Here is a 24,956-nt window from a genome sequence, read left to right on the forward strand (position 1 = left end):
ACCCGTACGGCGCATCACCCGGGAGGGGACCCGCATGGCCACGGACGACACGACGACCGCCCGGCGCGGCCGGTGGGCCCCCGCCCGGGTCCTCGTACCGTTCCTCACCGCCCTCGCGCTGCTCCTGCTGCCCTTCCCCGGCGGCCCCGGCGCGGGGACCGCCGACGCCGTCTCCGTCTGCCAGGGGCGGCCCGCCCGGACGATCGCCTTCTCCACCGGCGAGCTGCGCCTCTACCGGACCCGGCAGTACGTCTGCGCCGTCACCGTCGCCAAGGGCCCGGCGAGCCGCAGGACCATGTCCGTCTCCCTCCAGCCGCGCGGCGGCCGGCCCGCCGTCCGCACCGGCCGGTTCGACCGCCGGGCCGGGCCCCTCACCGTCCACGCCCTCCACCGCTGCGTCCGGGCGTCGGGCGCGGTGGCCGGGAAGGGGACGTCCACCGGCTGGATCCTGTGCTGACCGGTCGGATCCCGTCCTGACGGGCCGGATCCCGTGCCGACGCACGGGAAAGTCCAAGGGTAAGGACCAACTGGGTCTGGCGGTCCACACGTTGCCCCCGCTAGGTTCGCGACACCGTTGTGAATCATGGGAGGGTGCATGCGCACGTCGCTCAGGCTGCTGCTGTCGCTCTCGGTGCTCATAGGCACCGTGGGCTCGACCGGCGTGGCCACCGCCGCGGACACGGACACCGACAGCGCGTCCGTCGCCGACTCGCGGGGCAGGACCGCAGGCAAGGGCGCCGACAAGGCCGCCGCCGAGGACATCAAGGACCGTCTCCTGGCGATCCCCGGGATGACCCTGATCGAGGAGAAGCCGTACGCCGGCTACCGCTTCTTCGTCCTGAACTACGAACAGCCGATCGACCACGCGCGCCCGTGGAAGGGCACGTTCCAGCAGCGGATCTCGGTCCTCCACAAGGACACGGACCGCCCCACCGTCTTCCGCACCAGCGGATACAACCTGAGCACCACGCCGAGCCGGGCCGAACCGACCCGGATCGTCGACGGCAACCAGATCTCCATGGAGTACCGCTTCTTCACCCCGTCCCGGCCGCAGCCGGCCGACTGGTCGAAGCTGGACATCTGGCAGGCCGCCAGCGACCAGCACCGGATCTTCGCCGCCCTGAAGGGGATCTACGGCAAGAAGTGGCTCTCCACCGGCGCCTCCAAGGGCGGCATGACCGCCACCTACTACGAGCGCTTCTACCCGCGCGACATGGACGGCGTCGTCGCCTACGTCGCCCCGAACGACGTGGTGAACGACGAGGACTCGGCCTACGACCGCTTCTTCGCCACCGTCGGGACCAAGGAGTGCCGCGACCGCCTGAACGACCTCCAGCGCGAGGCGCTCCTGCGGCGCGGGCCCCTGGAGGCCAAGTACAAGGCGTGGGCCGAGGCCGAGGGCGCCACCTTCCACACGGTCGGCACGCTCGACAAGGCCTTTGAGGCCGTCGTCCTCGACTTCGTGTGGGGCTTCTGGCAGTACTACGGCGAGGACGTCTGCGACCAGATCCCGGTCGCGAGGACGGCGACCGACGACGAGGTGTACGACACGATCGACGCCTACTCCGGCTGGTCCGCCTACACCGACCAGGGCCTGGAGACGTACACGCCGTACTACTACCAGGCCGCGACCCAGCTCGGCTCGCCCTTCATCAAGCAGCCGCACCTCAAGGGCCTCAGCCGTTACGGCTACCAGCCCGCCCGCAACTTCGTGCCGCGCGAGATCCCGATGAAGTTCGACCCGCGGGCCATGAAGGACGTGGACTCCTGGGTCCGCAACAACGCGCGCCGGATGCTGTTCGTCTACGGCGGCAACGACCCGTGGGGCTCCGAGAAGTTCCGCCTGGGCAAGGGCGCGCGCGACAGCTACGTGTACGTGGCCCCGGGCGCCAACCACGGCGCGAACGTGGAGGGTCTGGTCGAGGCCGAGCGCACGAAGGCCACCGCCCGCATCCTGGCCTGGGCGGGCGTCCCCGCCCCGGCAGCGCAGGCGGCGCAGCCGCTGGCCCGCTTCGACGCCCGCCTGGACCGGGCGGTCGACGAGGAGGCGACGCGGGAGCACGGCCTGCGGCCGTAGTCCGCGGTGAAGCGGGAGGGGGCGCGTCCGGGCGGACGCGCCCCCTCCTTCCGTCCGTCAGCGGTACGAGAGGCCGTACCCGACCGGGTACAGCACCCGGTCCGGGTCGTCGGCGCTCTGCACCGGGACCGGGAGCCGGCCCCGCGGCCTCGCCCGCCCGGCCAGGACCCGGACGGCGGCCCGGAGTTCGACGTCGGTCCAGGAGTACGCGGCGAGGGCCGCCCGCTGGCCCGTCAGGTGCGCCACGTCGTACGGGTTGCGGATCGCGACCGTCACCACGGGCACCCCGGTCGCCGCGAGCCGCGCCACCAGGGTGCGCTGGGTGCTGGTCGCGGTGACGTTGTACGTGCCGACGACCACCACGTCCCTGCCGGCCGCGGCGGCCACCGCCTCCTCGATCCGCGCGGCCGTCGGGGCGGTCCCGGTGGAGAGCGCCGTCGCGGTGAACCCCAGCTCCCGCAGGGCCGCCGCCAGGGTGGCGGTGGGCGGCCCGGTGGTGCCGGACGGGGAGGCCGGGTCGGCGCCGACGACCAGGACCGAACGGTGGCGGGAGGGGCGCAGGGGCAGGAACCCTCCCTCGTTGAGGAGCAGGGTCGTGGTCCCCTCGGCGATCCGGTCGGCCTGCGCGAGGTGGGCCTCCGAGCCGACCACCCGCTCGACGCCCGCCCGGGTCACGTACGCCTGCCGGAACAGGCCCAGCTTCGCCTTCAGCCGCAGGACGCGCAGGATCGACGCGTCGAGCCGGGCCTCCGTCAGCTCGCCGTCGCGGACGGCCTCGAGGACCGCGTTCCAGGCGACGTCGAGCTTCGGCGGGTTGAGGAGCTGGTCCACGCCGGCCCGGAGCGCGAGGACCGGGACGCGTTCGTCGCCGTACTTGGTGCGCACGCCCTCCATGCCGAGCGCGTCGGTGACCACCACGCCGTCGTAGCCGAGCCGTTCGCGCAGGATGCCGGTGAGGATGGGCCGGGAGAGGGTCGCCGGGTCCTCGCTGGGGTCGAGGGCCGGGACCACGATGTGCGCGGTCATGATCGAGTCGATCCCGGCGGCGATCGCGGCCCGGAACGGCGGGGCGTCCAGCTCCTCCCACTGCTCCCGGGTGTGGGTGATCGTCGGCAGGCCGTAGTGGCTGTCCACGGCGGTGTCGCCGTGGCCCGGGAAGTGCTTGGAGGTGGCCGCGACCCCGGCCCGCCGGTACCCCTCCACCTGGGCGGTGACGAGGCCGGCGACCGCGCGCGGGTCGGAGCCGAAGGAGCGGACGCCGATGACCGGGTTGGCCGGGTTGACGTTGACGTCGGCGACCGGGGCGTAGTTCTGGCGGATGCCGAGCGCGGCGAGTTCGGCGCCCGCGATCCGGGCGGCCCGGCGGGCGTCGGCGTGCGAGCGGCCGGCGCCGAGGGCCATCGCGCCGGGCAGCAGGGTGGCGGGCTCGCCGACCCGGCAGACGATGCCGTGCTCCTGGTCGGTGGAGATGAGCACCGGGACGGGGTTGGGCCGGGCGAGGGCGGCCCGCTGGATGCCGTTGGAGAGGTCGGCGATCTGCCGCGGGTCGCGGGTGTTGTGGGCCCAGGAGAAGTAGATGATCCCGCCGACGTGGTAGCGCGCGACCAGCTCGGCGGCCGTGCGGACCCCGATCTCGGCGAGGTTGGCGTCGACGTCGGCCTGGTCCGGGGCGGTCGCGGAGTGCCCGTACACCCGCATCACGAAGAGCTGGCCGACCTTCTCCTCCAGGGACATGCGGTCGACGATCCGCCGGAGCTCCCGGTCGTCGTAACGCTCGGGAGCGGCCTGGGCGGGGGCGCTGGTCCCGGTGACGGCGGCGGCCGCGGCGGCGGCGGTCACCGCGAGGAGGGTGCGGCGGGCGGGGGCGGGGGCGGGGGAGGGAGGGGGAGCGGAGGCGGGGGCGGGGGCGCGGTGGTGCACTGGTGCTCCTTCCGGCCGTGCGGGGATGAAGGAAACTTCCAAGGGGACACGGATAGCCGGAAAGTAACTGCCAGGTCAAGGACCCGCGCGGGAATCGCCCGGCGGCGGGGCCGGGTGGGGGCGCGGCGGCGCCGGGGCGGGGCGGGTCCGTGAACGAGGCGGCGGGTCAGACCGAGGACGCTATGGCCGGCCAGAGGTCCTGGAGGGTGCGGACCGTCTCGCGGATCGCCGGGCGGCGGGCCGCACCCGTGCGCCACATCGCGTGCAGCAGGCGCTTCGGCATCGGGTCCAGGCGGATCGGCGCCACCTCGGGCGGCAGTGCCCCGCGCCCCAGGCGGGGGACCAGGGCGATGCCCAGGCCGGCCGCCACCAGCGCCACCTGCGTGTGGTTCTCGCCCGCCTGATGGACGATCAGCGGCTCGTACCCCGTCGCCCGCAGCGTCCGCACGAGCCAGTCGTGGCAGACCGACCCCGGCGGCTGCGAGATCCACCGCTCGCCCGCCAGCTCCTCCCGGCGCACCGAGTCCCGGGCCGCCAGCGGATGGTCCCGGGGGACGAGGATGTCGCACAGGTCGGCGCCGATGACCACCTGCTCGACCCCCGGCGGGGCCGGCAGCGGCGCGATGTCCCAGTCGTGCGCCACGGCCAGGTCGATCACGCCCCGCGCCACCAGGTCGATCGACAGGTGCGTGTCCACCTCCGAGAGCCGGGCGTCCAGGTCGGGGTGGCGCCGGGTCAGCTCCGCGAGCGCCCGGGGCATCAGGCCGCGCGCCGCGCTCGGGAAGCAGCCGATCGTGAGCCGCCCGGAGGGCTTGCCGCGCCGCTCCTCCAGGCGTACCTCCGCCTCCTCCATCAGGGCGAGGAGCCGGCTCGTCGTGGCGGCCAACTGGTGGGCCTCGTCGGTGAGCCGGATGCCCCGGCCCTGCCGTTCGAGCAGGGTGGTGCCGGTCTCCCGCTCCAGCTTGGTGATCTGCTGGGAGATCGCGGACGGGGTGTACCCGAGGGCCTCGGCGGCGGCGCCCACCGTCTTGTGGACGGAGACGGCGTGCAGGGCCCGCAGTCGGCCGATGTCCAGCACGGTGACCACCTCGGAGGTCGCGGAGGAACGGGGGGCGGAGGATCGGGCGGTGGAACGTGTGGAATGAAGCGTAGCTACATCCAATCATGTAGCGATCCGTGCTGGTGCTACACGGTCGTCGCGAGGATCCTCGGAGCATGCGCCCCGCACACATCGCCCTGGCAGCGCTGGTCGCCGCTGTCTGGGGAGTCAATTTCGTCGTCATCGAGATCGGCCTCGGCCACTTCCCGCCGCTCCTCTTCTCGGCCCTCCGGTTCCTCGCCGCCGCGCTGCCCGCCGTCTTCCTCGTCGGCCGCCCCAAGGTGGCCTGGAAGTGGATCCTGGGCGTCGGCCTCGTCCTGGGCGTGGCCAAGTTCAGCCTGCTCTTCATCGGCATGGACCTGGGCGCCCCCGCCGGGCTCTCCTCGCTGGTCCTCCAGGTCCAGGCGGTCTTCACCGCCCTGTTCGCCTTCGTCGCCCTCGGCGAGCGGCCGGGCCGCGTCAAGCTCGCGGGCATGGCGATCGCCCTCGCGGGCATCGCGGTCGCGGCGGTCGACGAGGGCACCTCGGGGCCCCTGGTCGGCTTCCTCCTGGTGATCGGCGCGGCGGTCTGCTGGGGCGTCTCCAACGTCCTGACCCGCAAGGCCTCCCCGCCCGACGCGCTCAACTTCATGGTCTGGGTCAGCACCGTGCCCGTCCTGCCGCTGCTCGCCCTCTCGCTCCTCGTGGAGGGGCCCGAGCGGGACCTCGCGGCGCTGCGCGCCCTCGACTGGACCGGCCTCGGCGTCATCGTCTACGTCGCCTGGATCACCACCATCTTCGGCTTCGGCGCGTGGGGCTGGCTCCTGCGCCGCTACCCCGCCTCCTCCGTGGCGCCGTTCTCGCTCCTCGTCCCGGTCTTCGGGATGTCGTCGGCGGCGCTGTTCCTGGGGGAGGGGGTGAGCGGGCTGCGCTGGTGCGCGGCGGCGCTGCTGGTCGGCGGCGTGGCGCTGACCTCGCTGTGGCGGGGGTCGCCGCCCCCCGCGCCGCGGGTGGTGCCCGCGGAACGGGAGACGGCCGCCCCGGACCCGCTGCCCAGCGGCGGCGCGTCCAGGGGGTGACCCCTCTCCTAATGGCCGCCGAACGGCTCCTTGCTCAGCAGGTAACCGGCGTGCAGCCGGTTACGGGCGCCGATGCTTTTCATGATGTGGGAGATGTGCCGTTGGCAATTCCGCAGGGAAATGCCGACGACCTGGGCTATTCGTTTGTCCGATTCCCCCTGGGTGAGCAGCGAGATGATGGCGTGCTGAATCTCGGACGTGGCGGCCACCCGGTCGGACCTGCGCTCCTCGTGAGAGAGATCGGAAGCGATGGTCCAGACCCGGTCGAAGGCCTCCGCCACGAAGGCGACGAGCTGCGGGTCCCGTACGATCACGGCTCCTTTCGCGTCGTCCGGGAGCGGCAGTATGCCGATCTTCCGGTCGAATATGATGCAGCGCGGAAATCCGCCCGCGAGCGTACGCACCTGGGCGCCGAGGGGGGTCACCCGGTCGACGTACGAGAGGGTCGCGGGACTGAAGCGCGCGGTGTGCTGGTAGAGGGTCCGCATCCGGACCCCGCGGCCGAGCAGTCTGGTCGTACGGTCCATACTGTCGGCGAGCACCTCCTCCACGCGGGCGCCACCGGGCTGCGAGGAGAGCGCCTCGTCGCAGCACTCGTCCGCGAAGCCGGTGATCAGCCGGCGCACGTCGGACAGCTCGTGGACGACCTCCAGCGAGCAGTGGGCGTGCTGGGAGCGCGGAGTGCGCAGTTCGAGCTGGTCCAGGCTGCTCCGGAGCTCGTCGACGAGCGCCTGGGAGCGGTTCACCTGCCGCTGGAGCGGGTTGAGGACCTTCACGCGGGCGAAGTCCACGGGATGCGGGACCAGCGGTTCCGCGCCGGCGGCGCCGGCCCCGCCGGCGTCGCGGGCGCCGTCGACGACGCAGGTGCCGGCCGTGCCTCCCGTACCTCCGGTGCCGGCCGTGCTCAGGAGCCCCAGTTCGCGCAGGTCCCGCACGGCCTCCCCGGCCTCCCGCCGGTCCAGGCCCAGGGCCTCCGCCGCGGTGTCGACGGTGCACCTGGGCGATTCCGAGACGAACCGGTACAAACGGTCCGCCGATTCTCGGAGCGGCGGTGGGTTAATCGCGCCGCTTCTACCGTTTTCATTCAATGTATCCCCCTGTCATGTTTCCGCCAGGAGCAACATGATCCCAGAGGGGACTGGTCTAGAAACGGCTTTCCGCCGGAGGATGAGCGAAGCGCCGACGACCTCAACGCTCGTCCGAAAGGTAGGAGTTTTCCATGGCACGTGCAGCGAGAAACCTTCTCGCCATCACGGCTTCCACGGCTCTGTCCTTCCTTCTCGTCCAGGGAACCGGTGGGCAGGAAGAGCGCGCATTCCTCGCCGGTTCCGGCCAGAGCAAAGTGATCAACGACCTCGGGTGGGGATGACCATGCCTCGTAGCAAGTCGTACAACACGTACTCCAGCCTCCAGCGGCCCGAGTTCCGCAAGCGCGTGGACGAGCTCCTCCTGAAGTTCGAGCGGGACTTCTACGAGAAGAGCAAGGGCGCGGAGGGCATGCTCGACGCGAACAAGTTCGACCTGGAGCTCTACAAGCGCCACAACGTGGAGACCATGATCCGGATCGGTCTCAAGCGCGCCGTGGACCCGCTGGTCGCCAACTACTGGGCCACCCGCGACCCGCAGCTCTCCAAGGAGTGGGGCCTGTACGGCGCCGAGGAGGGCCGCCACGACCGCATGTTCGCCGGCGACCTGCACAAGGTGGGCATGACGGACGAGGAGATCTACGCGATCCGTCCGACCTTCGCCACCGAGCTGCTCAACGGCTACTTCTACTACACGCTCGCCACCGAGGGCCCCCTCGCCTCGATGATCAGCGGCTTCTACCTCGAGTACATCGCGGGCAAGACCCAGCCCGACTGGCTCGACATCATGGAGCAGCACGTCGGCGCCAACAACACCAAGGGCGCCCGCGCGCACCTCGCCCTCGACGAGGACGACGACCACGTCGACATGGTCTGGAACATGATCATGCGGGTGATCAAGACCGAGGAGGACGAGGAGCGCTTCGTCGAGCACCTCACGAAGATCAACTCCCTCTTCGTCTCCTACTTCGTCGAGGTCTACGCCGCCACGGTCCTGGGCCTCGGGTCCGACCCGTCGCAGCTCACGCAGGTCTCGCCCGGCGCCGCGGTGCAGACCAACCTGCAGGCCCGGGTCGCCGCGGTCTGACACTCCGGGTCCCGGCCCCGGAAGCGGCGACGCCCCGGAGCACGCCGCGGACCCCTCCGGCACCCGAACACCCCCCTGGCGACACCGGACACCGCGTACCCATACCCCCGCCCCACGCCGCCCGCCGCGGCGCCGGGCGGCGCGGGCGGCGGTGTCCGGTGTCCCTGCGGGCTGCCCACCGTCCGGCAAACCCACAGGAAGACCCCATGCGATACGAATGGCCGCGCGAACTGTCCGAGAAGGACATGCGCGAGATGATCGAGCTGATGGACGCCGTCGCGGTCAAGGAGCAGACCCTCGGCTTCTACGAGCCCGTCGGCGTGGAGAAGGGCCTGCCGCTGATGCGGGCCTTCGACGCCGACCTGCGCAAGGGCGCGATCGACGTCCTCGCGGTCCGCGACGAGGAGGACGACCGGATCGTCGGCATGGTGACCCTCGCCCGGGCCCCGCTGCCGGCCCGGCGCCACATCGTCGACATGCGCCGCTGCGTCATCGCCCCCGACCGCCGGGGGCAGTTCCTCCTGGAGGGCTGGTCCGAGGCCCTGCACAAGGCGCGCGACATGGGCTGCGAGGTCATCACCCTCGAAGTCCGCAGCGACGGCCCCGTGGGCCTCTGGGAGCGGCTCGGCTTCCGCGAGTACGGCCGGCTGCCCGACTACGCCCGCCTCGACGGGCGCGAGGCCGTCACCGGCCACTACCTCTACGCGCGGATCGCCGACGTCCTGGCCCACTTCGAGGCCACCGGCACCTGGCTGCACGAGCCCCAGGAGAGCGCCGCCCTCGCGGGCTGACCCGGCGCTTCCCGCACCACCGGCGCGTCCCGCACGACCGGTTCACCTCGCACCACCCGCGCGTCCCGCACCACCGCGCGCCCCGCACCACCCGCACCACCCGTACCACCCGTTCCTTCCGCACCACTCCCTTTCCCGTACCGCCCCCGTCCCTCCGGACGCCCCGGGCGCGTACGTCTCAGCTCCCTCCCGGACCCGCCCGCGTCCCGCGGGCCGCCGCACGTCCCGGAGCACCCCCTCGCCGACGCGCCCTTCCGCGCGCCCGGCGTCCACACACCCGCACGGCCACACCGAAGGGCACACCCATGTCCAAGATCGCCGTCCTCACCAACGACCTCCAGTACGAGCTCGTGGAGAAGAACCCCGAGCGCGTCGCGGCCGTCGCCGCCGCCACCCCGCACTTCACCGGCTTCCTCGACGAGATCCGCCGCCGCGGCCACCACGTCTTCCACCTCCAGCTCGTCAACGACCCCGACGACCCGAACGCCGAGCGCTACGACGGCCACCTCCCGGTCCAGCGCGGCACCCGCGGCGCCGAGGTCCTGGAGGAGTTCCTCGCCCCCGAGGACGTCGTCATGGAGAAGAGCAAGGACTCCGGCTTCTACGAGACGGACCTGCACGAGCGCCTCCAGGCCCTCGGCGTCGACACCGTCCTCATCACCGGCATGCAGACCCAGATCTGCGTCCAGACCACCGCCGCCGACGCCTTCTTCCGCGGCTACAACATCTGGGTCCCCTCCGACTGCGTCGTCTCCGCCCGCCAGGAGGACAAGGACCGCGCCCTGGAGTGGCTGGACGGCTACTGCGCCACCGTCTCCGACTCCGCCGAGGTCATCAGCGTCCTCGACGCCGAGGGCACCCTGCCCCGCAAGAACATCAAGACCCCGTGACCGCGACCCTCCCCGACCCAGGAGCAGCCATGACCGCGAGCACGGCCGACAGCAGCGACGAGATCCTGCTCGACCACGGCACCGGGGCGAAGCTGAGCCAGGAACTGGTCCAGCTCATCGCCGAGACCCTCGGCGACGTCTACGTCGGCATCATGGAGGACAGCGCGATCCTCCCGGTCGAGACCGGACGCATCGCCATGACGACGGACTCCTTCGTCGTCGACCCGCCCTTCTTCGGCAACGGCGACATCGGCAAGATCGCCGTCTGCGGCACGGTCAACGACCTCGCCGTGGCCGGATCCCGCCCCAAGTACCTCACCCTGGGCCTGATCCTGGAGACCGGTCTGCCGATCGACCGCCTCAAGCAGGTCCTCGTGTCGATCCGCGAGACGGCCCGCGAGGCCGGCGTGCAGATCGTCGGCGGCGACACCAAGGTGGTCCGCAAGGGCGAGGCCGACCAGCTCTACCTCAACACCGCGGGCGTCGGCGTCTTCGAGCGCGAGCCGCTCTCCATGACCGACGTGCGCCCCGGCGACAAGGTCATCCTCAGCGGCCCCATCGGCAACCACACCGTCCACCTGCTCTCCATCCGCGAGGGCCTCGGCTTCGAGCAGCGCGTGGACAGCGACTGCGCCCCGCTGAACAACCTCATCGACGGGGTCCTCGACCGGGTGCCGGCCGGTGCCGTCCGCTCGATGCGCGACGTCACCCGCGGCGGACTGACCGCCGTCCTCCACGAGTACGCCGGGAAGCTCGGCCGCACGATCCGGGTCGACACCCCCAGCCTGCCGATCCAGCACGAGACCGCCATGGCGGCCGACATGCTCGGCATCAACCCGCTGCACTGCGCCAACGAGGGCTGCCTCGCCGTCTTCGTGGACCCCGCCGCCGAGGCGGACGTCCTGGCGGCGCTGCGCTCGCTCCCGTACGGCGAGCACGCCGTCACCATCGGCGAGATCTCCGAGGACCCCGAGGCCCTGGTGCTGCTGCGGGACGCCGACGGCCGGGAGACGCAACTGGAAGAACTCCTCGGGGCCGAGCTGCCCCGGCTCTGCTGAGGACCCGACCCAGGAAACGAGGGGGATCACCATGAGCACCGTGACGTCTCCACCGGCCACCGCGAGTTCCCCGCCCGGCACCGAAGGGTGGCGGCTGCGGGTCACCGGGGTGGTGCAGGGCGTCGGCTACCGGCCGTTCGTCTACAAGCTGGCCCGTGAACTGGGCCTCTCCGGCTGGGTCCGCAACGACCCCGAAGGGGTCCTCGTGGAGGCGTCCGGACCGGACGCCGCCCTGGCCGAGTTCGCCGCCGGTCTGAAGGACCGCGCGCCCGAACTCGCCCGCGTCGACGGTGTCGTGGTGACCCGGGGGCTCCCCGCGGGCAGTGTGCCTGCGGGCCCCTTCACCATCGTCCACAGCGCGCACTCCGGCATCCGCACCGCCCTGCTCCCCGCCGACACCCACGTCTGCGGCGACTGCCAGGGCGAGCTGCGGGACCCCGGCGACCGGCGCCACCGCTACCCGTTCATCAACTGCACCAACTGCGGGCCGCGCTACTCCATCATCCAGGACCTGCCCTACGACCGGCCGGCCACCACCATGGCGTCCTTCACCATGTGCGCGGCCTGCAAGGCCGAGTACGAGGACCCGCTCGACCGGCGCTACCACGCCCAGCCCAACGCCTGCCCCGACTGCGGGCCCCGGCTGCTCCTCACCGACCGGGAGGGCCGCACCACCGAGGGCGACACCGCCCTGCGCGGCGCCGCCCAGGTCCTCGCCGACGGCGGGATCGTCGCCGTCAAGAGCGTCGGCGGCTTCCACCTCGCCGTGGACGCCACCCAGCCCGAGGCCGTCGCCCTGCTGCGCCGCCGCAAGCGCCGCGACTCCAAGCCGTTCGCGGTGATGGTCCGCGACCTGGCCACCGCCCAGCGCCTCGCCGTCCTCTCCGAGGACGAGATCGACGTCCTGCGCTCCCCGGCCCGCCCCATCCTGCTCGCCCGCAAGCAGCCCGACGCCCTGCCCGAGTCGGTCGCGCCCCGCAACCCCAACCTCGGGATCATGCTGCCGTCGGCGCCCCACCACCACCTGCTCCTGGACGAACCCGGCCTGGAAGCACTGGTGATGACCAGCGGCAACATCTCCGGCTACCCCATCGCGTACCGCAACGAAGAAGCCCTGGAGCAGCTCTTCGAGATCGCGGACGTCATCCTCTACCACGACCGCGACATCGAGATCCGCGTCGACGACTCCGTCGTCCGCCTCTCCGTCCACGACGCACTCGACGCGCCCCTGCTCCAGTTCGTCCGCCGGGCCCGCGGCTACGCCCCGTACCCCGTGGACGTGGGCCGCGAGGTGGCGCCCGCCGTCGCCCTCGGCGCCGAGCTGAAGACCACGGTCGCCCTGTCCCACGGCAGCAAGGTCTTCCTCAGCCAGCACATCGGCGACCTCAAGAACGACGAGACCTTCGCCTCCCACCGGCGCACCGCCCGCCACCTCGCCCGGCTCTACGCCCTGGAGCCGCGCCTGACCGCGCACGACCTGCACCCGCAGTTCCGCTCCACCCGGGCCGCGCTCGACGAGGACGGGACCGGCGCCGGGCGGACCGTCGTCGAGGTGCAGCACCACCACGCCCACATGGCCTCCTGCATGGCCGAGAACCACGTCACCGGCACCACCCTCGGCGTCATCTTCGACGGCTTCGGCTACGGCGAGGACGGCACCGTCTGGGGCGGCGAGTTCCTCCTCGGCGACTACGCCGCCTACCGGCGCGTCGGACGCCTCCGCGGGCTGCCCCTCATCGGCGGCGACCAGGCCGTCCGCGAACCCGTCCGCACCGGCTACGCCCTCGCCCTCGACGCCTTCGACGGCGACCGGGAGAAGGCCGTCGCCGCCTTCCCCGCCCTCGCGGAACTCGACGAGCAGCAGCGGCACGTGTACGCCACCATGGCCGCCCGGGGCATCAACTCGCCGGCCACCTCCAGCATGGGCCGCCTCTTCGACGGCGCCGCCGCGCTCGCCGGGGTCTGCTCCCGGGCCGAGTACGAGGCCCAGGGCCCCATCGAACTGGAGGGCCTGCTCGCCCGCGACTCCGCCCCGGAGGCCGCCTACCGCTTCGGCGCCCACGCGCCCGAGGAGGACGGCCCCGTCGAGGTCGACCCCCGGCCCGTGATCCGGGCCATGGCCGCCGACCTCGCGGCCGGCCTGCCCGCCGACCGGATCAGCCGCCGCTTCCACACCGCCGTCGTGGAGATGGTCCGCGACCGCTGCCGGGCCTTCCGCGAGGAGACCGGCGTGCGGCAGGTCGTGCTCTCCGGCGGCGTGTTCCTCAACGAGTTCCTGCTGCTCAACTGTCTGACCGGGCTGACCGCCGACGGTTTCGACACCTACGTCCACCGACAGGTCCCGACCAACGACGGCGGCATCGCCCTCGGCCAGGTCATGGTCGCGGACGCCCGTACATCCCCTGGGAAGTGATGACGTGACCACCCGCACGACCGCCCCCACACCGGACGAGATCTACGCGTACGTCCGGGCCCGCGAATCCGGCGCCCGCACCTACGCCACCGCTTTCGGCCAAGTCCTCCAGGACGGGCACGGCGCCCGCGTCCGCGACGGCCACGGCACCGAGTACATCGACTGCCTGGCCGCCGCCGGCACCCTCGCCCTCGGCCACAACCACCCCGAGATCCTGCGCCGGGTGGGCGAGTACCTGGAATCCGGCCAGGTGCAGCAGGCCCTCGACCTGACCACCCCCGCCAAGTACGCCTTCCTGTCGGCGCTCTACGAGAACCTGCCCGGCACGATGGCGGACACCTTCCGCACCCAGTTCTGCGGGCCCGCCGGGGCGGACGCCACCGAGGCCGCGATCAAGCTCTTCAAGACCGCCACCGGCCGCCGCACGGTCCTCTCCTTCCACGGCGCCTACCACGGCATGACGGCCGGCTCGCTGGCCCTCACCGGCAACCTGGGCGCCAAGGAGGCCGTGCCCTCCCTCATGCCGGACGTGCACCACCTGCCGTACCCCTACGACTACCGCTGCCCCTTCGGGCTCGGCGGCGACCAGGGGATCCGGGTCGGCCTCACCTACATCGAACGGCTGCTCACCGACCCCGAGAGCGGCATCACCAAGCCCGCCGCCGTCTTCGTGGAGGCCGTGCAGGGCGAGGGCGGCGTGATCCCCGCGCCCCCCGAGTGGCTGCGCGGACTGCGCGAGATCACCGCCCGCCTCGACATCCCGCTCGTCCTCGACGAGATCCAGGCCGGCTGGGGCCGCACCGGCACCATGTGGGCCTTCGAGGAGTCCGGCATCGAACCCGACGCCGTCCTCGTCTCCAAGGCGGTCGGCGGCGGCTTCCCGCTCGCCCTGATGCTCTACCACGGCAAGTACGACGCCTGGCGTCCCGGCGCCCACGCGGGCACCTTCCGCGGCAACCAGATCGCCCTGGTGGCGGGCGCCGCCGCCCTGGAGGTCTTGGCCGAAGAAGGACTCGTGGAGAAGGCCGCCGTCAAGGGAGAGTTGCTCGGCGGCCTGCTGCGGCGCCTCGCCCTGACCCGTCCGGAGATCGGCGAGGTCCGCGGCAGGGGCCTGATGTGGGGCATCGAACTCGTCGACCCGGACGGCGAGGCCGACGCCCTGGGCGCCCGGCCCGCCGACGGCGACCGCGCCCGCCGCGTCAAGAAGGCCTGCCTGGAACACGGACTGCTCCTGGAGAGCGGCGGTCGGCACGGCGCCGTGCTCCGGCTCCTTCCGCCCCTCACCATCACGGAGGAAGAGATCCACGAAGTGGTCGGCGCCCTGGAGAAGGCCCTCATCGACTGCGCCTGAGAGGGCGCCCGAGGGCCCGCTCCCGGGAGCGGGGCACCTCGCGAACAACGCGACGACGTGAAGGAACGAAGCACATGACGACGGCAACCGGTGCCGGGCAGTGGCGGGTCGACTTCGACGCCGAGGTGGTCTTCAGCAACGGCGGCTCCCTGCGGACCGAGGGCTTCCGCCTCGACATCCCCGGTGACGACATCGACGACGCCGCCCTGGGCGAGCTCCTCGTGCGCCACCTGGGGCTGCTGATGGTCGGCGGCACCACCATCAGCCGCAAGGAGCTGATCCGGGAGCCGCACAAGGGCTCGCGGAACACCGGGACGGAGGACGGCGCCCCCGTCCGCCGCACGGTCGACCTGACCGGGCCCGGCACCCGCCTCGACCGGCCCGCCGGGGCGCCGGAGGGCATCGGGGGCCTGGTCGACCTGCCCGTCGCCCTGGTCCGGCTCGTGGGCGTCGCCGAACCGGTCGCCGACCGGCTCGCGCTCGCCCCCTTCGAGCCGGCCGGGCACGCCGTCGTCGTCCACACCGGCCGCCCGGACGGCCCCTTCCTCACCCCGGACGCCGTCGCGCTCCTCGCCGAACGCGGCGCCGCCCTGGTCGCCACCGACGGCGTCGAGCGCGACGGCCCGGCGGCCAAGGCCCTCGCCGAGGCCGGCATCCCGGTCCTCACGGGCCTGACCGGCCTGGCGGACCTCCCGGCCGCCGGCGCCCGCCTGCACGCGGTCCCGCACCCGGCCGGACACGGCGACGGGGACGGCGTACGGGCGTACGGGGTGGCCGAATGAGCACCTCGGAGATAGGCACGGGGGCGGTGCCTCCGGCCGGGACGACGGTCCCGGCGCCCCCGGCCGAAGGCGCCGCCCCCGGCCTCGCCGTCCCGGCCGGCAAGGCCCCCGCCCCCGCCCGCAAGCCCCGTCGCGAGCTGCTCGCCGCCAGCGTCGGGTCCGTCGTGGAGGCGTACGACTGGACGATCTACGGCGTGCTCGCGCCGTACTTCGCCGAGCAGTTGTTCCCCGGGTCCTCGCCCACCGCCCGGCTGATCGCCGCCTACCTCGGCTTCGCGCTCGGCTTCCTGGTGCGCCCGCTCGGCAGCGTCGTCATCGGGCGGCTCACCGACACCCGGGGGCGCCGCTTCGGACTCACCCTCACCGTCGGCCTGATCGCGGCCGGTTCGCTGCTCCTGGCGGTGATTCCCGGCCACGCCTCGATCGGCCTCGCGGCCCCGCTCCTCGTGGTCGCCGCCCGGCTCGTGCAGGGCCTGTCCGTCGGGGCCGAGAACCCGAGCGCCGCCGCGTACGTCACCGAGACGGCCCCCGGCCGCAGCCGGTACTTCTACAGCGCCGTCTCCTACGGCGGCGTGGTCCTCGGCAGCGCCCTGTCGTTCGTCGTGCTCAGCGTCCTGCTCGGCGTGTTCGGGGAGACGGGCGTCGAGGACGGCGCCTGGCGCCTCGCCTTCGTCTTCGGCGCCCTGCTCGGCCTGACGGCCCTGTGGATCCGGCGCGGCGCGGCCGAGAGCGAGGTCTTCACCGAGGACGCCCGCGCACGGAAGCGCGCGCCCGCCGCCGCGAGCCCCTGGCCCGTCCTGCGGGCCCATCTCGGCCCGCTCTCCGTGGTGTTCGCGATCACCTCCGGCGCCACCACCGTCTTCTACTTCCTCACGGTCGACTTCCCGGCGTACGCCGCCGACGCGGGCGCCGCCACCAAGGAGGAGGCCTCCGGGGCCCTGCTCCTCGGCATGGTGGCCCTCCTCGCCGGCATGCTCGCCGCCGGGAAGGCGGCCGACCGGTTCGGGGCCCTGCCCGTCCTGCGCACCGGCTTCGCCGGGCTCGCGCTCGGCTCCGTACCGCTGCTCGCCGGCATGGTCGCGGGCCGCGTGCCCGTCCCGGTCGTCACGGTGGTGCTGCTCTTCCTGCTCGCCCTGCCCCTCGCCGTCAGCAACGTCTTCGCGGGGCAGCTCTTCCCGCCCGCCGTCCGCGCGGTCGCCGTCGGCCTGCCCGCCGCCCTCGCGATCAGCCTCTTCGGCGGCACCTTCCCGGCCCTCGCCGAGTGGCTGCGCTCCACCGGCCACGGCGGCTGGGTGCCGTGGTGGCCGGCGGTCACCTGCGCGGCGGCGCTGCTCGCCTCCTGGGGCGTGCGCGAGCACCCCCTTCCCGACACCCCCGTCTCCGAGTGAGGACGCCATGGACTCCCTGACCGCAGTGCTCGACGCGCTGGAACCGCTGTTCCCCGCCCTGGAGGCCGACTACCAGGACCTGCACGCCCACCCCGAGCTCGCCTTCCAGGAGAAGCGGACGGCGGCCCTGGTCGCGGAGCGGCTCGCGGCGCAGGGCGGCTGGGAGGTCACCACGGGCGTGGGCCGCACCGGCGTGGTCGCCGTCCTGCGCAACGGCGAGGGTCCCGTGGTCATGCTCCGCGCCGACATGGACGCCCTGCCGGTGAAGGAGGCCACGGGCCTGCCGTACGCGAGCACCGCGACCGCCACCGACGACTCCGGCGCCGAGGTCCCGGTGATGCACGCCTGCGGCCACGACCTGCACGTGGCCGCCCTGCTCGGGGCGTGCGCGCTGCTCTCCTCCCGCACGGACCACTGGAAGGGCACGGTCGTGGCCGTCTTCCAGCCCGGCGAGGAGAGCGGCTACGGCGCCCGCTCGATGGTCGACGACGGCCTCTTCGAGCGCTTCCCGAAGCCGGACGTCATCCTCGGCCAGCACGTGGGCCCCGGCCCCGTCGGCCTCATCGCCACCTGCCCCGGCACCGTCATGGGCGCCACGGACTCGATCACGGTGAAGCTCTTCGGGCGCGGCGGCCACGGCTCCAAGCCGGAGTCGGCCGTGGACCCGGTCCTCATGGCCGCCTCCCTGGTCCTGCGGCTCCAGACCATCGTGTCCCGCGAGACCCCCGCCCAGGAGCCGGTGGTGGTCACCGTCGGCAAGCTCCACGCGGGCACCACGGCCGCGGTCATCCCGGACACGGCCGAACTCGGCATCAACGTCCGCACCAGCTCGGCCCCCGTCCGCGACAAGGTCCTCGCCGCCATCGAGCGCCTGGCCAAGGCGGAGTCCGACGCGGCCGGCGCGACCGCGGACCCGGAGATCACCTCCGTCTACCACCTGCCGATGACGGTCAACGACACCGCCGCCGCCGAGCGGGTCGCCGACGCGCACCGGAAGGCCTTCGGCGACGGGGCCGTCATGACGATGGGCCCGACCACGGCCAGCGAGGACTTCGGCATCCTGGCGACGGCGGCGCAGGTGCCGTCCGTGTACTGGTTCTGGGGCGGCCTCGACCCCGAGGTGTTCACGGCCGCGTTCGCCGCCGGCCGCCTGGACGAGGACATCCCGCAGAACCACGCCCCCACCTTCGCCCCGCAGTCCGGGCCCGCCCTGCTCGTCGGCGTCCGCTCGATGGTGGCCGCCGCCCTGTCCTGGCTGTCCGACGCCCCGGCGGACGCGGAGGGGGCGGAGGCATGACCAGGACCCGCCCGCACGTGACGGTCCTGCACCGCTGGCGGGACACCCACGCGCTCTACGCCGACTACGTCGACCACGGCACCCACCGGGTCACGTACATCAGCACCGAACTCGGCCGGGCCTCCATACCCGGGGACGCCGAGGCCGTCGTCACCGTCGGCCTCACCGACGACCTGCCCGCCGTACGGGCGGCCCTCACCGCGCTCGTCGAGCGGTACGGCCCGCCGGAGGCGCTGCTCGCCCTCAACGAGGGCGACCTCGACACGGCGGCCCTGGTCCGCGAGGAGTTCGGGATCGCCGGGCAGACCCCGGAGGAGCTCGCGGTCTTCCGCGACAAGCTCCTGATGTGCACGACGGTGGCCGCCGCCGGCATCCCGGTGCCGCCGCTCGCCCACGTCCCCGACCCCGACGCCGTACGGGAGTTCGGGCGGGCGCACGGCTGGCCGCTGGTCTGCAAGCCCCACCGGGGCACCGCCAGCAGGGGAGTGATCCGGCTCGACTCCGGGGCCGACCTGGACGCGCACCCGGAGCTGGCCGCCGACCTCGCGGCCGAGCCGTTCCTCGCCCAGACGTACGTCGACGCCCCGATCCTGCACATCGACGGCCTGTGGGAGGGCGACCGGCTCGGAAGCTGGACCGCCTCCCGCTACGTGGGCGGCACCTGCGCCGACTTCACCCAGGGCAACTGGCTGGGCTCGGTCGAGGAGGACGACCCGGTGCTGCTCGCCGCCGTGGAGCCGTTCGCCGCCGCCGTCGGGGCCGCCCTCGGCGGGGGCCGGCCGTGGGTCTTCCACCTGGAGGCGTTCGTCACCCGGGACGCGGACGGCGGCCCCGCCCTGGTCTTCCTGGAGTGCGGGGCCCGGGTCGGCGGCGGCGAGATCCCCTTCACCTGGCGGGACGTCCACGACGCCGACCTGATGGCCGCGGCGGCCGACATCCAGCTCGGCCGGGTGCCGGTCCTGCCGACCCTGAAGACCGGCGAGGTCGGCGGCTACCTGCTCCTGCCGCTGCCCGTCCCCGCGCCCTGCCTCGTCGAGCGCGCCGACTGGACCGCGCCGCCCGCCGAGGAGCGCAAGCCGTACGCGGTGCTGCACGTGCCCGTCGGCCAGCGGGTGCCCCCGATCAGCGGATACGAGCACGTCGGCACCCGCTTCCGCTTCCGCGGCCCGTCCACCGCCGCCGTGGAGGACGCCATCGAGACCTCCGCGAACGGCTTCCGGCTCACCTGCACCCCCCTGGACACGTGACCGGCCCGAACCCCGGGCCGAACCGCACCACCAGCACCGCCTGCCCCACCCCGCACCGCATCGGAAAGGAACACACACCGTGTCCGTCATGACCACCGAACGCCCGCGCGTCATCCTGGTCGGCAGCCGCATCCGCCAGTACCGGGAGTACGCGCTCGCCTCCCTCGCCGCGCGGTACGAGGTCACCCTGATCGCCCCCGAGGCGCCCAGTTGGCAGGCGAAGTACGTCGACACCCACCGGATCGCCGACACGACGGACGCGCACAAGCTGTTCCCCTCCGTCGCCGACCTGCGCGGCGAGGTCGCCGAGGCGGCCGTCGTCACCTGGGACGAGTGGTCGCTCGCCGCCGTCTCCTCGGTGGCCGCCCGCCTCGGCCTGCGGGCCATGGACCCGGCCGCCGCCAAGATCTGCCGCGACAAGTACGCCACCCGCCAGGCCCTGGAGGCCGCCGGGATGGCGGCCGTCCGCCACGCCCCGGCCGCCAGCGAGGACGAGGCCGTCGCCGCCGCCGAGGCCATCGGCTTCCCCGTCGTCGTCAAGCCCCGCACCCTCGGCGGCAGCTTCGGCGTCATGGTGGCCCGCGACGCCGACGGCCTGCGCCAGGCCTACCGGCTCGCCGCCGCCAGCCGCCTCCAGGGCGCCGGCACCGCCGACACCGTCCTCGTCGAGGAGTACGTCGAGGGCCCCGAACTGAGCGTCGACAGCACCGTCGTGGACGGCGTCGTCACCCCCGTCTGCGTCGCCCGCAAGCGCCTCGGCCCCCAGCCGTACTTCGAGGAGGTCGGCCACCTGGTCACCGGCTGGAAGGACGAGCCCTGGGCCGAGGCCGTCGTCGAGCTGGTCAGGGACTCCCACCGGGCCGTCGGCGTCGACTACGGCGTCACCCACACCGAGCTGCGCGTCAGCGCCGACGGGCCGCGCCTGATCGAGCTGAACGGACGCCTGGGCGGCGACCTCATCCCGCACGTCCACCAGCTCGCCACCGGCATCGACCTGGCGGTCGCCGCCGCCGAGATCGCCTTCGAGCGCATCCCCGACGTCACCCCGACCCGCGCGCTCAGCGGCGAGATCCGATTCCTCTACCCCTCGTACGACGGCACCATCGACCGGGTCGTCCTGCCCGACCCCTCCGAGGTCGACGGCCTGGTCGAGGCCGTGGCCCTCGTCGAGCCCGGCGACGAGCTCCAGCTCCCGCCGCGCGGCCTCACCCCGCGCTCGGCCGCCCTCATCGCCGTCGGCGAGAACCCGGTCGAGACCCGCCGCGCCCTGGACCGGGCCGAGGGCCTCTCCCGCACCGAGGTGACCGGCGCCAGCACCCACAAGCTCGGCGCCCGCGTCGAGAACGCCGTCACCCGCCGCTTCTTCGACCACGAGCGCACCGCCGCCCGCATGACGGTCTCCGGCGTCCGGGGCGTCGAGTGGTTCCGCTACGGCGCGGGCGGCGGCGAGGGCCTCAACCGCCCCGTCTTCCTCAGCGCCGAGGACGTCGCCGGCCTCGAACACGACCTCAACGGCCTCTTCGAGCTCCTGAAGTCCGTCCCCGCGCGCCTCTTCGGCGGTGACCTGCGCGCCTTCGCCAAGGCCGTCGGCATGAGCGACACCCAGGCCGACCTGGTCCTGCGCGGCGCGGTCGACGAGATCCCGCCGCTGTCCCGCGCCGACCTCTACCGCGAGACCGGCGGCTTCCGCCTCATGGAGCTGAACACCGGCACCTCGCTCGGCGGCTGGCAGATGGGCGAGTTCGCCCGCGCCCTGATCAAGGACGAGGAGTTCGCGGCCTTCGCCGCCGCCGAGGACCTCGTCTACCCCGACCCGCTGGCCCGCATCACCGACGTGCTGCGCCGCCAGGCCCCGTCCCTCGCCGGGATCGAGCGCCCGCTGCTCGCCATCACCGACTGGCCCGACGGCTTCGAGAAGTCCAAGTGCTGGATGGAGTTCGTCGTCCCCGCCTTCAAGGACCTCGGCTTCGAACCGGTCGTCTGCCACCTCGGGGACTTCACCTACGAGGACGGCAAGGTCGTGTACGACGGGCGGCGCGTCGACGTCGTCTACCGCCTGTTCCTGCCCGGCGAGATGCCGGACGAGCCGCGCACGTACGACCTCGTCAACCCGCTCCTGGACGCCGCCGAGGCCGGGCAGGTCGAGCTGTTCGCCTCGCTCGACTGCGAGCTGTACGGCAACAAGGGCAGCCTCGCGATGCTCAGCGACGAGCGCAACCGGGCCGCCCTCACGGAGGAGGAGCGCGCCCTCGTCGACCGCATCCTGCCCTGGACCCGCTTCGTGCGCGACGAGAAGGTCACCTTCGAGGGCGAGAAGATCGACCTCCTGCCGTACGCCGTCGCCAACAAGGACCTCCTGGTCCTCAAGCCCACGCTGCTCTACGGCGGCGTCGGCGTCACCCCCGGCTGGACCACCGACCAGAAGGAGTGGGTGGAGAAGCTCCACCAGGCCGTCGGCGGCCCCTTCGTCCTCCAGCGCCGCCTGCTCCCGACCACCGAGCGGTTCCTCTCCGAGGACGGCGTCACCACCGAGGACATGGCCGTCGCCTACGGCACCCTCATGGTCGACGGGAAGTACGCCGGCACCCTGGCCCGCGGCGTCACCGACCCGGCCGTCGGCATCGTCAGCATGCTGCGCGGCGCCCAGATCGGCTGCGCCTTCCACGTGACCGACCCGGCCTCCGGCGAGGGGGAAGCGTGACCGGGTCGGCCGACTCGCACGACCCGAACGACGTGAACGGCTCGAACAGCTCGAACGGCCCGCACGACCCGAACGGCTCGCACGGTCCGACGGAACCGGCCGACCCCACCGGGTCGGCCGGCCCGGCGGCCCCCGGCGACGGCGCACCCGCCGCCGCCGGGGGCCGCGAGCGCGGCGCGCTGTGGCGCGACGCCGAGTTCATGAAGTTCTGGACGGGCGAGGGCATCTCCCAGATCGGCGCCCAGGTCACCACCCTGGCGCTGCCCCTGACCGCGGTGCTCACCCTGGACGCGTCCTCCTCCCAGGTCGGCCTGGTGAACGCCGCCTCCTACGCCCCGTTCCTGCTCGTCACCCTGCTCGTCGGGGTCTGGGTCGACCGCGTCCGCCGCCGCCCGCTGATGATCACGGCGAACGTGGGACGCGCGCTGCTCGTCACGGCGGTCCCCCTGCTCGCCGTGACGGACCTGCTGCGCATCGAGTTCGTGTACGTGGCCGCGCTCCTCATCGGGGTGCTCACCGTCGTCTTCGACGTCGCCTACCAGTCGTACCTGCCGACCCTCATCGGCAAGGAACACCTGGTGGAGGGCAACAGCAAGCTCCAGGGCACCAGTTCCCTCGCGCAGATCGGCGGCCCCGGCCTCGCCGGCCTGCTCATCGGCTGGGTCACGGCGCCGTACGCCCTGCTCATCAACGGCGCCTCGTACCTGGTCTCGGTGGCCACGCTGCTCGCGGTCCGCCGGCCCGAGCCGCCGCCGCTCGTGCCCGAGCGGCCCACCGGCCTGTGGAAGAGCGTCGGCGACGGCATCCGCATCATCTGGAACAGCGCCCACCTGCGGGCCTGCGCCCTGCAGTCCGGGCTCTACAACTTCTGCTGGATGTCGCTCCAGACCGTCTTCGTGCTGTACGCGGCCCGGCGCCTGGACCTCTCCCCGGGGACGATCGGCCTGCTGCTCGGCACCGGCGCGATCGGCTCGCTCGGCGGCTCCCTGGTGGCCCGGAGCCTGAAGCGGACGATGGGGCTCGGCCCCGCGATCCTGACGGCGCTCGTGCTGTGCTGCGCCGCTCCGGTGATCATCCCGCTGGCCCCGGCGAACGACGGGATCCTCACCCTCGTCCTGTTCGTCGCCGCGTTCGCGCTGATCGGCGCGGGCGGCACGATGGCCAACATCCACATCATCAGCCTGCGCCAGTCGATCACCCCGGACGAGCTGCTCGGCCGGATGAACGCCGGCTACCGCTTCGTGTCCTGGGGGATGCTCCCGCTCGGCGCGCTCGTCGGCGGCTGGCTCGGCGACCTGATCGGGCTGCGCGAGACGCTCTTCGTGACCGCCGGGGCCTTCCTCTCGGCGGTCCTCGTGGTGCTGCTCTCGCCGGTGTGGCGCCTGAAGGACTTCCCGCCGCAGATCGGCGCGGAGCCGGGGGCGACGGAGAAGACGGCGGTGACGTCATGACGGAAGGCTCCTCCGGGGACTTCTCCGGCCTCCTGGCCCGGCGCACCTCCTGGGGCCGCTCGGACGCCATCGACCGCATCCTGTCGGCCGCGAACGCGCCGGGCGTCCTGTCGATGGCCGGGGGCATCCCGGCCCCCGACAGCTTCCCCGTGGCCCGCCTCGCCGAGGTGACGGACCGGATCCTCTCCCGGTCGGCCGCCTCGGCCCTCCAGTACGCCCCGACGGCCGGCACCGCGCCGATGCGCGAGGCGGTGGCCCGGCGCGCGGGCGAGACCGGCGCGGCGGTCGGCCCGGAGCGGGCGATGGTCACCGGCGGCAGCCAGCAGGGCCTGGACCTGGTGGCCCGGACCCTCCTCGACGAGGGCGACCTGGTGGCCCTGGACGACCCCAGCTACCTGGGCGCCGTCCAGTCCTTCCGGGGCGCCGGGGCCCGGCTCCTGCCGCTCCCCACGGACCGCGACGGCATGCGCGTCGACGTCCTCGCGGAGCGGCTCGCCGCCGGCGCCCGGCCCAAACTGGTCTACGTCGTCCCGCACTTCCACAACCCCACCGGCGGCGTGCTCACCACGGAGCGCCGCCGGGAGCTGGCGGCCCTGGCCGACCGGTACGGCTTCCTGATCGTCGAGGACGACCCGTACGGCGACCTGGCGTTCGACGGGGAGCGGCTGCCGTCCACGGACGTGCACGGCGACCGGGTGATCCGGCTGATGAGCCTGTCGAAGACGCTCTGCCCGGGGTTCCGGGTGGCCGGCCTCACCGCCCCGGCGGGCCTGCTCGGCGAACTGGTGGCGGCCAAGCAGAGCGGCGACCTCCAGACGAACACCTTCGGGCAGTACGTCCTCGCCGAACTCCTCGGCGACCCGGCGTTCCTGCCCGCCCACCTCGCCCGCCTGCGCACCCTGTACGGGGACAAGGCGCGGGCGACGGCGGCGCTGCTGCGCGAGCGGCTGCCGTGGCTCGTCTTCGACGACCCGCGCGGCGGCCTGTTCTTCTGGTGCTCCGTGGACGACCCCCGGGTCACCTCGGACCTGCTGTACGAACACGCCCTGGCCCAGGGGCTCGCGCTCGTGCCCGGAGGGCCGTTCTGCATCGAGCAGGACGGCTCCCGGCTGCTGCGGCTCTCCTTCGCGACCCTCGACGAGGAGCAGCGGAGGGAGGGCGTCTCCCGCCTCGCGACGGCCTTCGACAAGGCCAGGGCCGACGCGTACTGAACCGTTCCGCTGAGCCCGTTCCACCGGTGCGCGCCGAACCACCCTCCCGG

General features: G+C 73.3%; 20 protein-coding genes. 17 read left to right on the forward strand and 3 right to left on the reverse strand.

Features of this window, described 5'->3' with window-relative positions; all coding sequences use genetic code 11:
• The first annotated feature begins 34 nt into the window (after window positions 1-34).
• Window positions 35-457, forward strand: a complete 423-nt coding sequence (locus tag ACFYNX_RS06225) for a hypothetical protein (RefSeq protein ID WP_388658242.1) — start codon at window positions 35-37, stop codon at window positions 455-457.
• Window positions 458-595: 138 nt separating this feature from the next.
• Window positions 596-2,077, forward strand: coding sequence for an aminopeptidase (locus tag ACFYNX_RS06230; protein ID WP_388658245.1), 1,482 nt, complete (start codon window positions 596-598; stop codon window positions 2,075-2,077).
• A gap of 57 nt (window positions 2,078-2,134) precedes the next feature.
• Here the strand turns inward: ACFYNX_RS06230 and ACFYNX_RS06235 are convergent, their stop codons facing one another.
• Together ACFYNX_RS06235 and ACFYNX_RS06240 are read right to left on the reverse strand one after the other, a co-directional pair.
• Window positions 2,135-3,997, reverse strand: a complete 1,863-nt coding sequence (locus ACFYNX_RS06235; RefSeq protein ID WP_388658248.1) for a glycoside hydrolase family 3 protein — start codon at window positions 3,995-3,997, stop codon at window positions 2,135-2,137.
• A gap of 166 nt (window positions 3,998-4,163) precedes the next feature.
• On the reverse strand, window positions 4,164-5,075 hold the full coding sequence (locus ACFYNX_RS06240; RefSeq protein WP_125663089.1) for a LysR family transcriptional regulator: 912 nt from the start codon (window positions 5,073-5,075) through the stop codon (window positions 4,164-4,166).
• 137 nt (window positions 5,076-5,212) lie between these two features.
• On the opposite strand from ACFYNX_RS06240, the gene ACFYNX_RS06245 reads away from it, so the two are divergent.
• A complete protein-coding gene (locus ACFYNX_RS06245; RefSeq protein ID WP_388658251.1) occupies window positions 5,213-6,154 on the forward strand; it encodes an EamA family transporter in 942 nt (313 codons plus the stop codon).
• A gap of 8 nt (window positions 6,155-6,162) precedes the next feature.
• On the opposite strand, the gene ACFYNX_RS06250 is transcribed toward ACFYNX_RS06245, so the two are convergent.
• A complete protein-coding gene (locus ACFYNX_RS06250) occupies window positions 6,163-7,179 on the reverse strand; it encodes a LuxR C-terminal-related transcriptional regulator (RefSeq protein WP_388658253.1) in 1,017 nt (338 codons plus the stop codon).
• A gap of 194 nt (window positions 7,180-7,373) precedes the next feature.
• Between ACFYNX_RS06250 and ACFYNX_RS06255 the strand changes: the two genes are divergently transcribed.
• The 14 genes from ACFYNX_RS06255 to ACFYNX_RS06320 all read left to right on the forward strand — a co-directional run bounded on the left by ACFYNX_RS06255 (window position 7,374) and on the right by ACFYNX_RS06320 (window position 24,906).
• Window positions 7,374-7,523: a hypothetical protein gene (locus tag ACFYNX_RS06255; RefSeq protein WP_365538526.1), complete on the forward strand. Its 150-nt coding sequence runs from the start codon at window positions 7,374-7,376 to the stop codon at window positions 7,521-7,523.
• A gap of 2 nt (window positions 7,524-7,525) precedes the next feature.
• A complete protein-coding gene (locus tag ACFYNX_RS06260; RefSeq protein ID WP_125663095.1) occupies window positions 7,526-8,326 on the forward strand; it encodes a hypothetical protein in 801 nt (266 codons plus the stop codon).
• Window positions 8,327-8,532: 206 nt separating this feature from the next.
• A complete protein-coding gene (locus tag ACFYNX_RS06265) occupies window positions 8,533-9,117 on the forward strand; it encodes a GNAT family N-acetyltransferase (protein ID WP_365538523.1) in 585 nt (194 codons plus the stop codon).
• Between the two features lie 305 nt (window positions 9,118-9,422).
• On the forward strand, window positions 9,423-10,007 hold the full coding sequence (locus ACFYNX_RS06270) for an isochorismatase family cysteine hydrolase (RefSeq protein WP_365538520.1): 585 nt from the start codon (window positions 9,423-9,425) through the stop codon (window positions 10,005-10,007).
• A gap of 29 nt (window positions 10,008-10,036) precedes the next feature.
• Window positions 10,037-11,065, forward strand: coding sequence for a hydrogenase expression/formation protein HypE (gene hypE / locus ACFYNX_RS06275; RefSeq protein ID WP_365538517.1), 1,029 nt, complete (start codon window positions 10,037-10,039; stop codon window positions 11,063-11,065).
• 31 nt (window positions 11,066-11,096) lie between these two features.
• The gene (gene hypF, locus ACFYNX_RS06280) at window positions 11,097-13,478 is read left to right on the forward strand and encodes a carbamoyltransferase HypF (RefSeq protein ID WP_388658259.1); all 2,382 of its coding nucleotides are present in this window, start codon (window positions 11,097-11,099) and stop codon (window positions 13,476-13,478) included.
• A gap of 4 nt (window positions 13,479-13,482) precedes the next feature.
• Window positions 13,483-14,829 carry a diaminobutyrate--2-oxoglutarate transaminase family protein gene (locus ACFYNX_RS06285; RefSeq protein ID WP_365538511.1) on the forward strand — a complete coding sequence of 449 codons (1,347 nt, stop codon included), beginning with the start codon at window positions 13,483-13,485 and terminating at the stop codon, window positions 14,827-14,829.
• A gap of 74 nt (window positions 14,830-14,903) precedes the next feature.
• Window positions 14,904-15,611, forward strand: a complete 708-nt coding sequence (locus ACFYNX_RS06290) for a hypothetical protein (protein ID WP_388658263.1) — start codon at window positions 14,904-14,906, stop codon at window positions 15,609-15,611.
• Window positions 15,608-16,999, forward strand: a complete 1,392-nt coding sequence (locus ACFYNX_RS06295) for an MFS transporter (protein WP_365538508.1) — start codon at window positions 15,608-15,610, stop codon at window positions 16,997-16,999. The genes ACFYNX_RS06290 and ACFYNX_RS06295 overlap by 4 nt, the downstream gene beginning before the upstream one ends.
• 7 nt (window positions 17,000-17,006) lie before the next feature.
• Window positions 17,007-18,296 carry an amidohydrolase gene (locus tag ACFYNX_RS06300; protein WP_365538505.1) on the forward strand — a complete coding sequence of 430 codons (1,290 nt, stop codon included), beginning with the start codon at window positions 17,007-17,009 and terminating at the stop codon, window positions 18,294-18,296.
• Entirely contained in the window at window positions 18,293-19,543 is a 1,251-nt protein-coding gene (locus ACFYNX_RS06305) for an acetyl-CoA carboxylase biotin carboxylase subunit family protein (RefSeq protein ID WP_388658267.1), read from the forward strand. Before ACFYNX_RS06300 ends, ACFYNX_RS06305 begins: the two co-directional genes overlap by 4 nt.
• An 88-nt stretch (window positions 19,544-19,631) precedes the next feature.
• Window positions 19,632-22,244, forward strand: coding sequence for an ATP-grasp domain-containing protein (locus ACFYNX_RS06310; RefSeq protein ID WP_388658270.1), 2,613 nt, complete (start codon window positions 19,632-19,634; stop codon window positions 22,242-22,244).
• Complete coding sequence (locus ACFYNX_RS06315; protein ID WP_388658273.1) at window positions 22,241-23,695, forward strand: MFS transporter; 1,455 nt, start codon at window positions 22,241-22,243, stop codon at window positions 23,693-23,695. Before ACFYNX_RS06310 ends, ACFYNX_RS06315 begins: the two co-directional genes overlap by 4 nt.
• The gene (locus tag ACFYNX_RS06320) at window positions 23,692-24,906 is read left to right on the forward strand and encodes a PLP-dependent aminotransferase family protein (RefSeq protein WP_365538494.1); all 1,215 of its coding nucleotides are present in this window, start codon (window positions 23,692-23,694) and stop codon (window positions 24,904-24,906) included. The genes ACFYNX_RS06315 and ACFYNX_RS06320 overlap by 4 nt, the downstream gene beginning before the upstream one ends.
• Window positions 24,907-24,956 lie beyond the last annotated feature (50 nt).

This window comes from Streptomyces sp. NPDC007872 (assembly GCF_042868165.1).
In the GTDB taxonomy this organism is placed as follows: Bacteria; Actinomycetota; Actinomycetes; order Streptomycetales; family Streptomycetaceae; genus Streptomyces.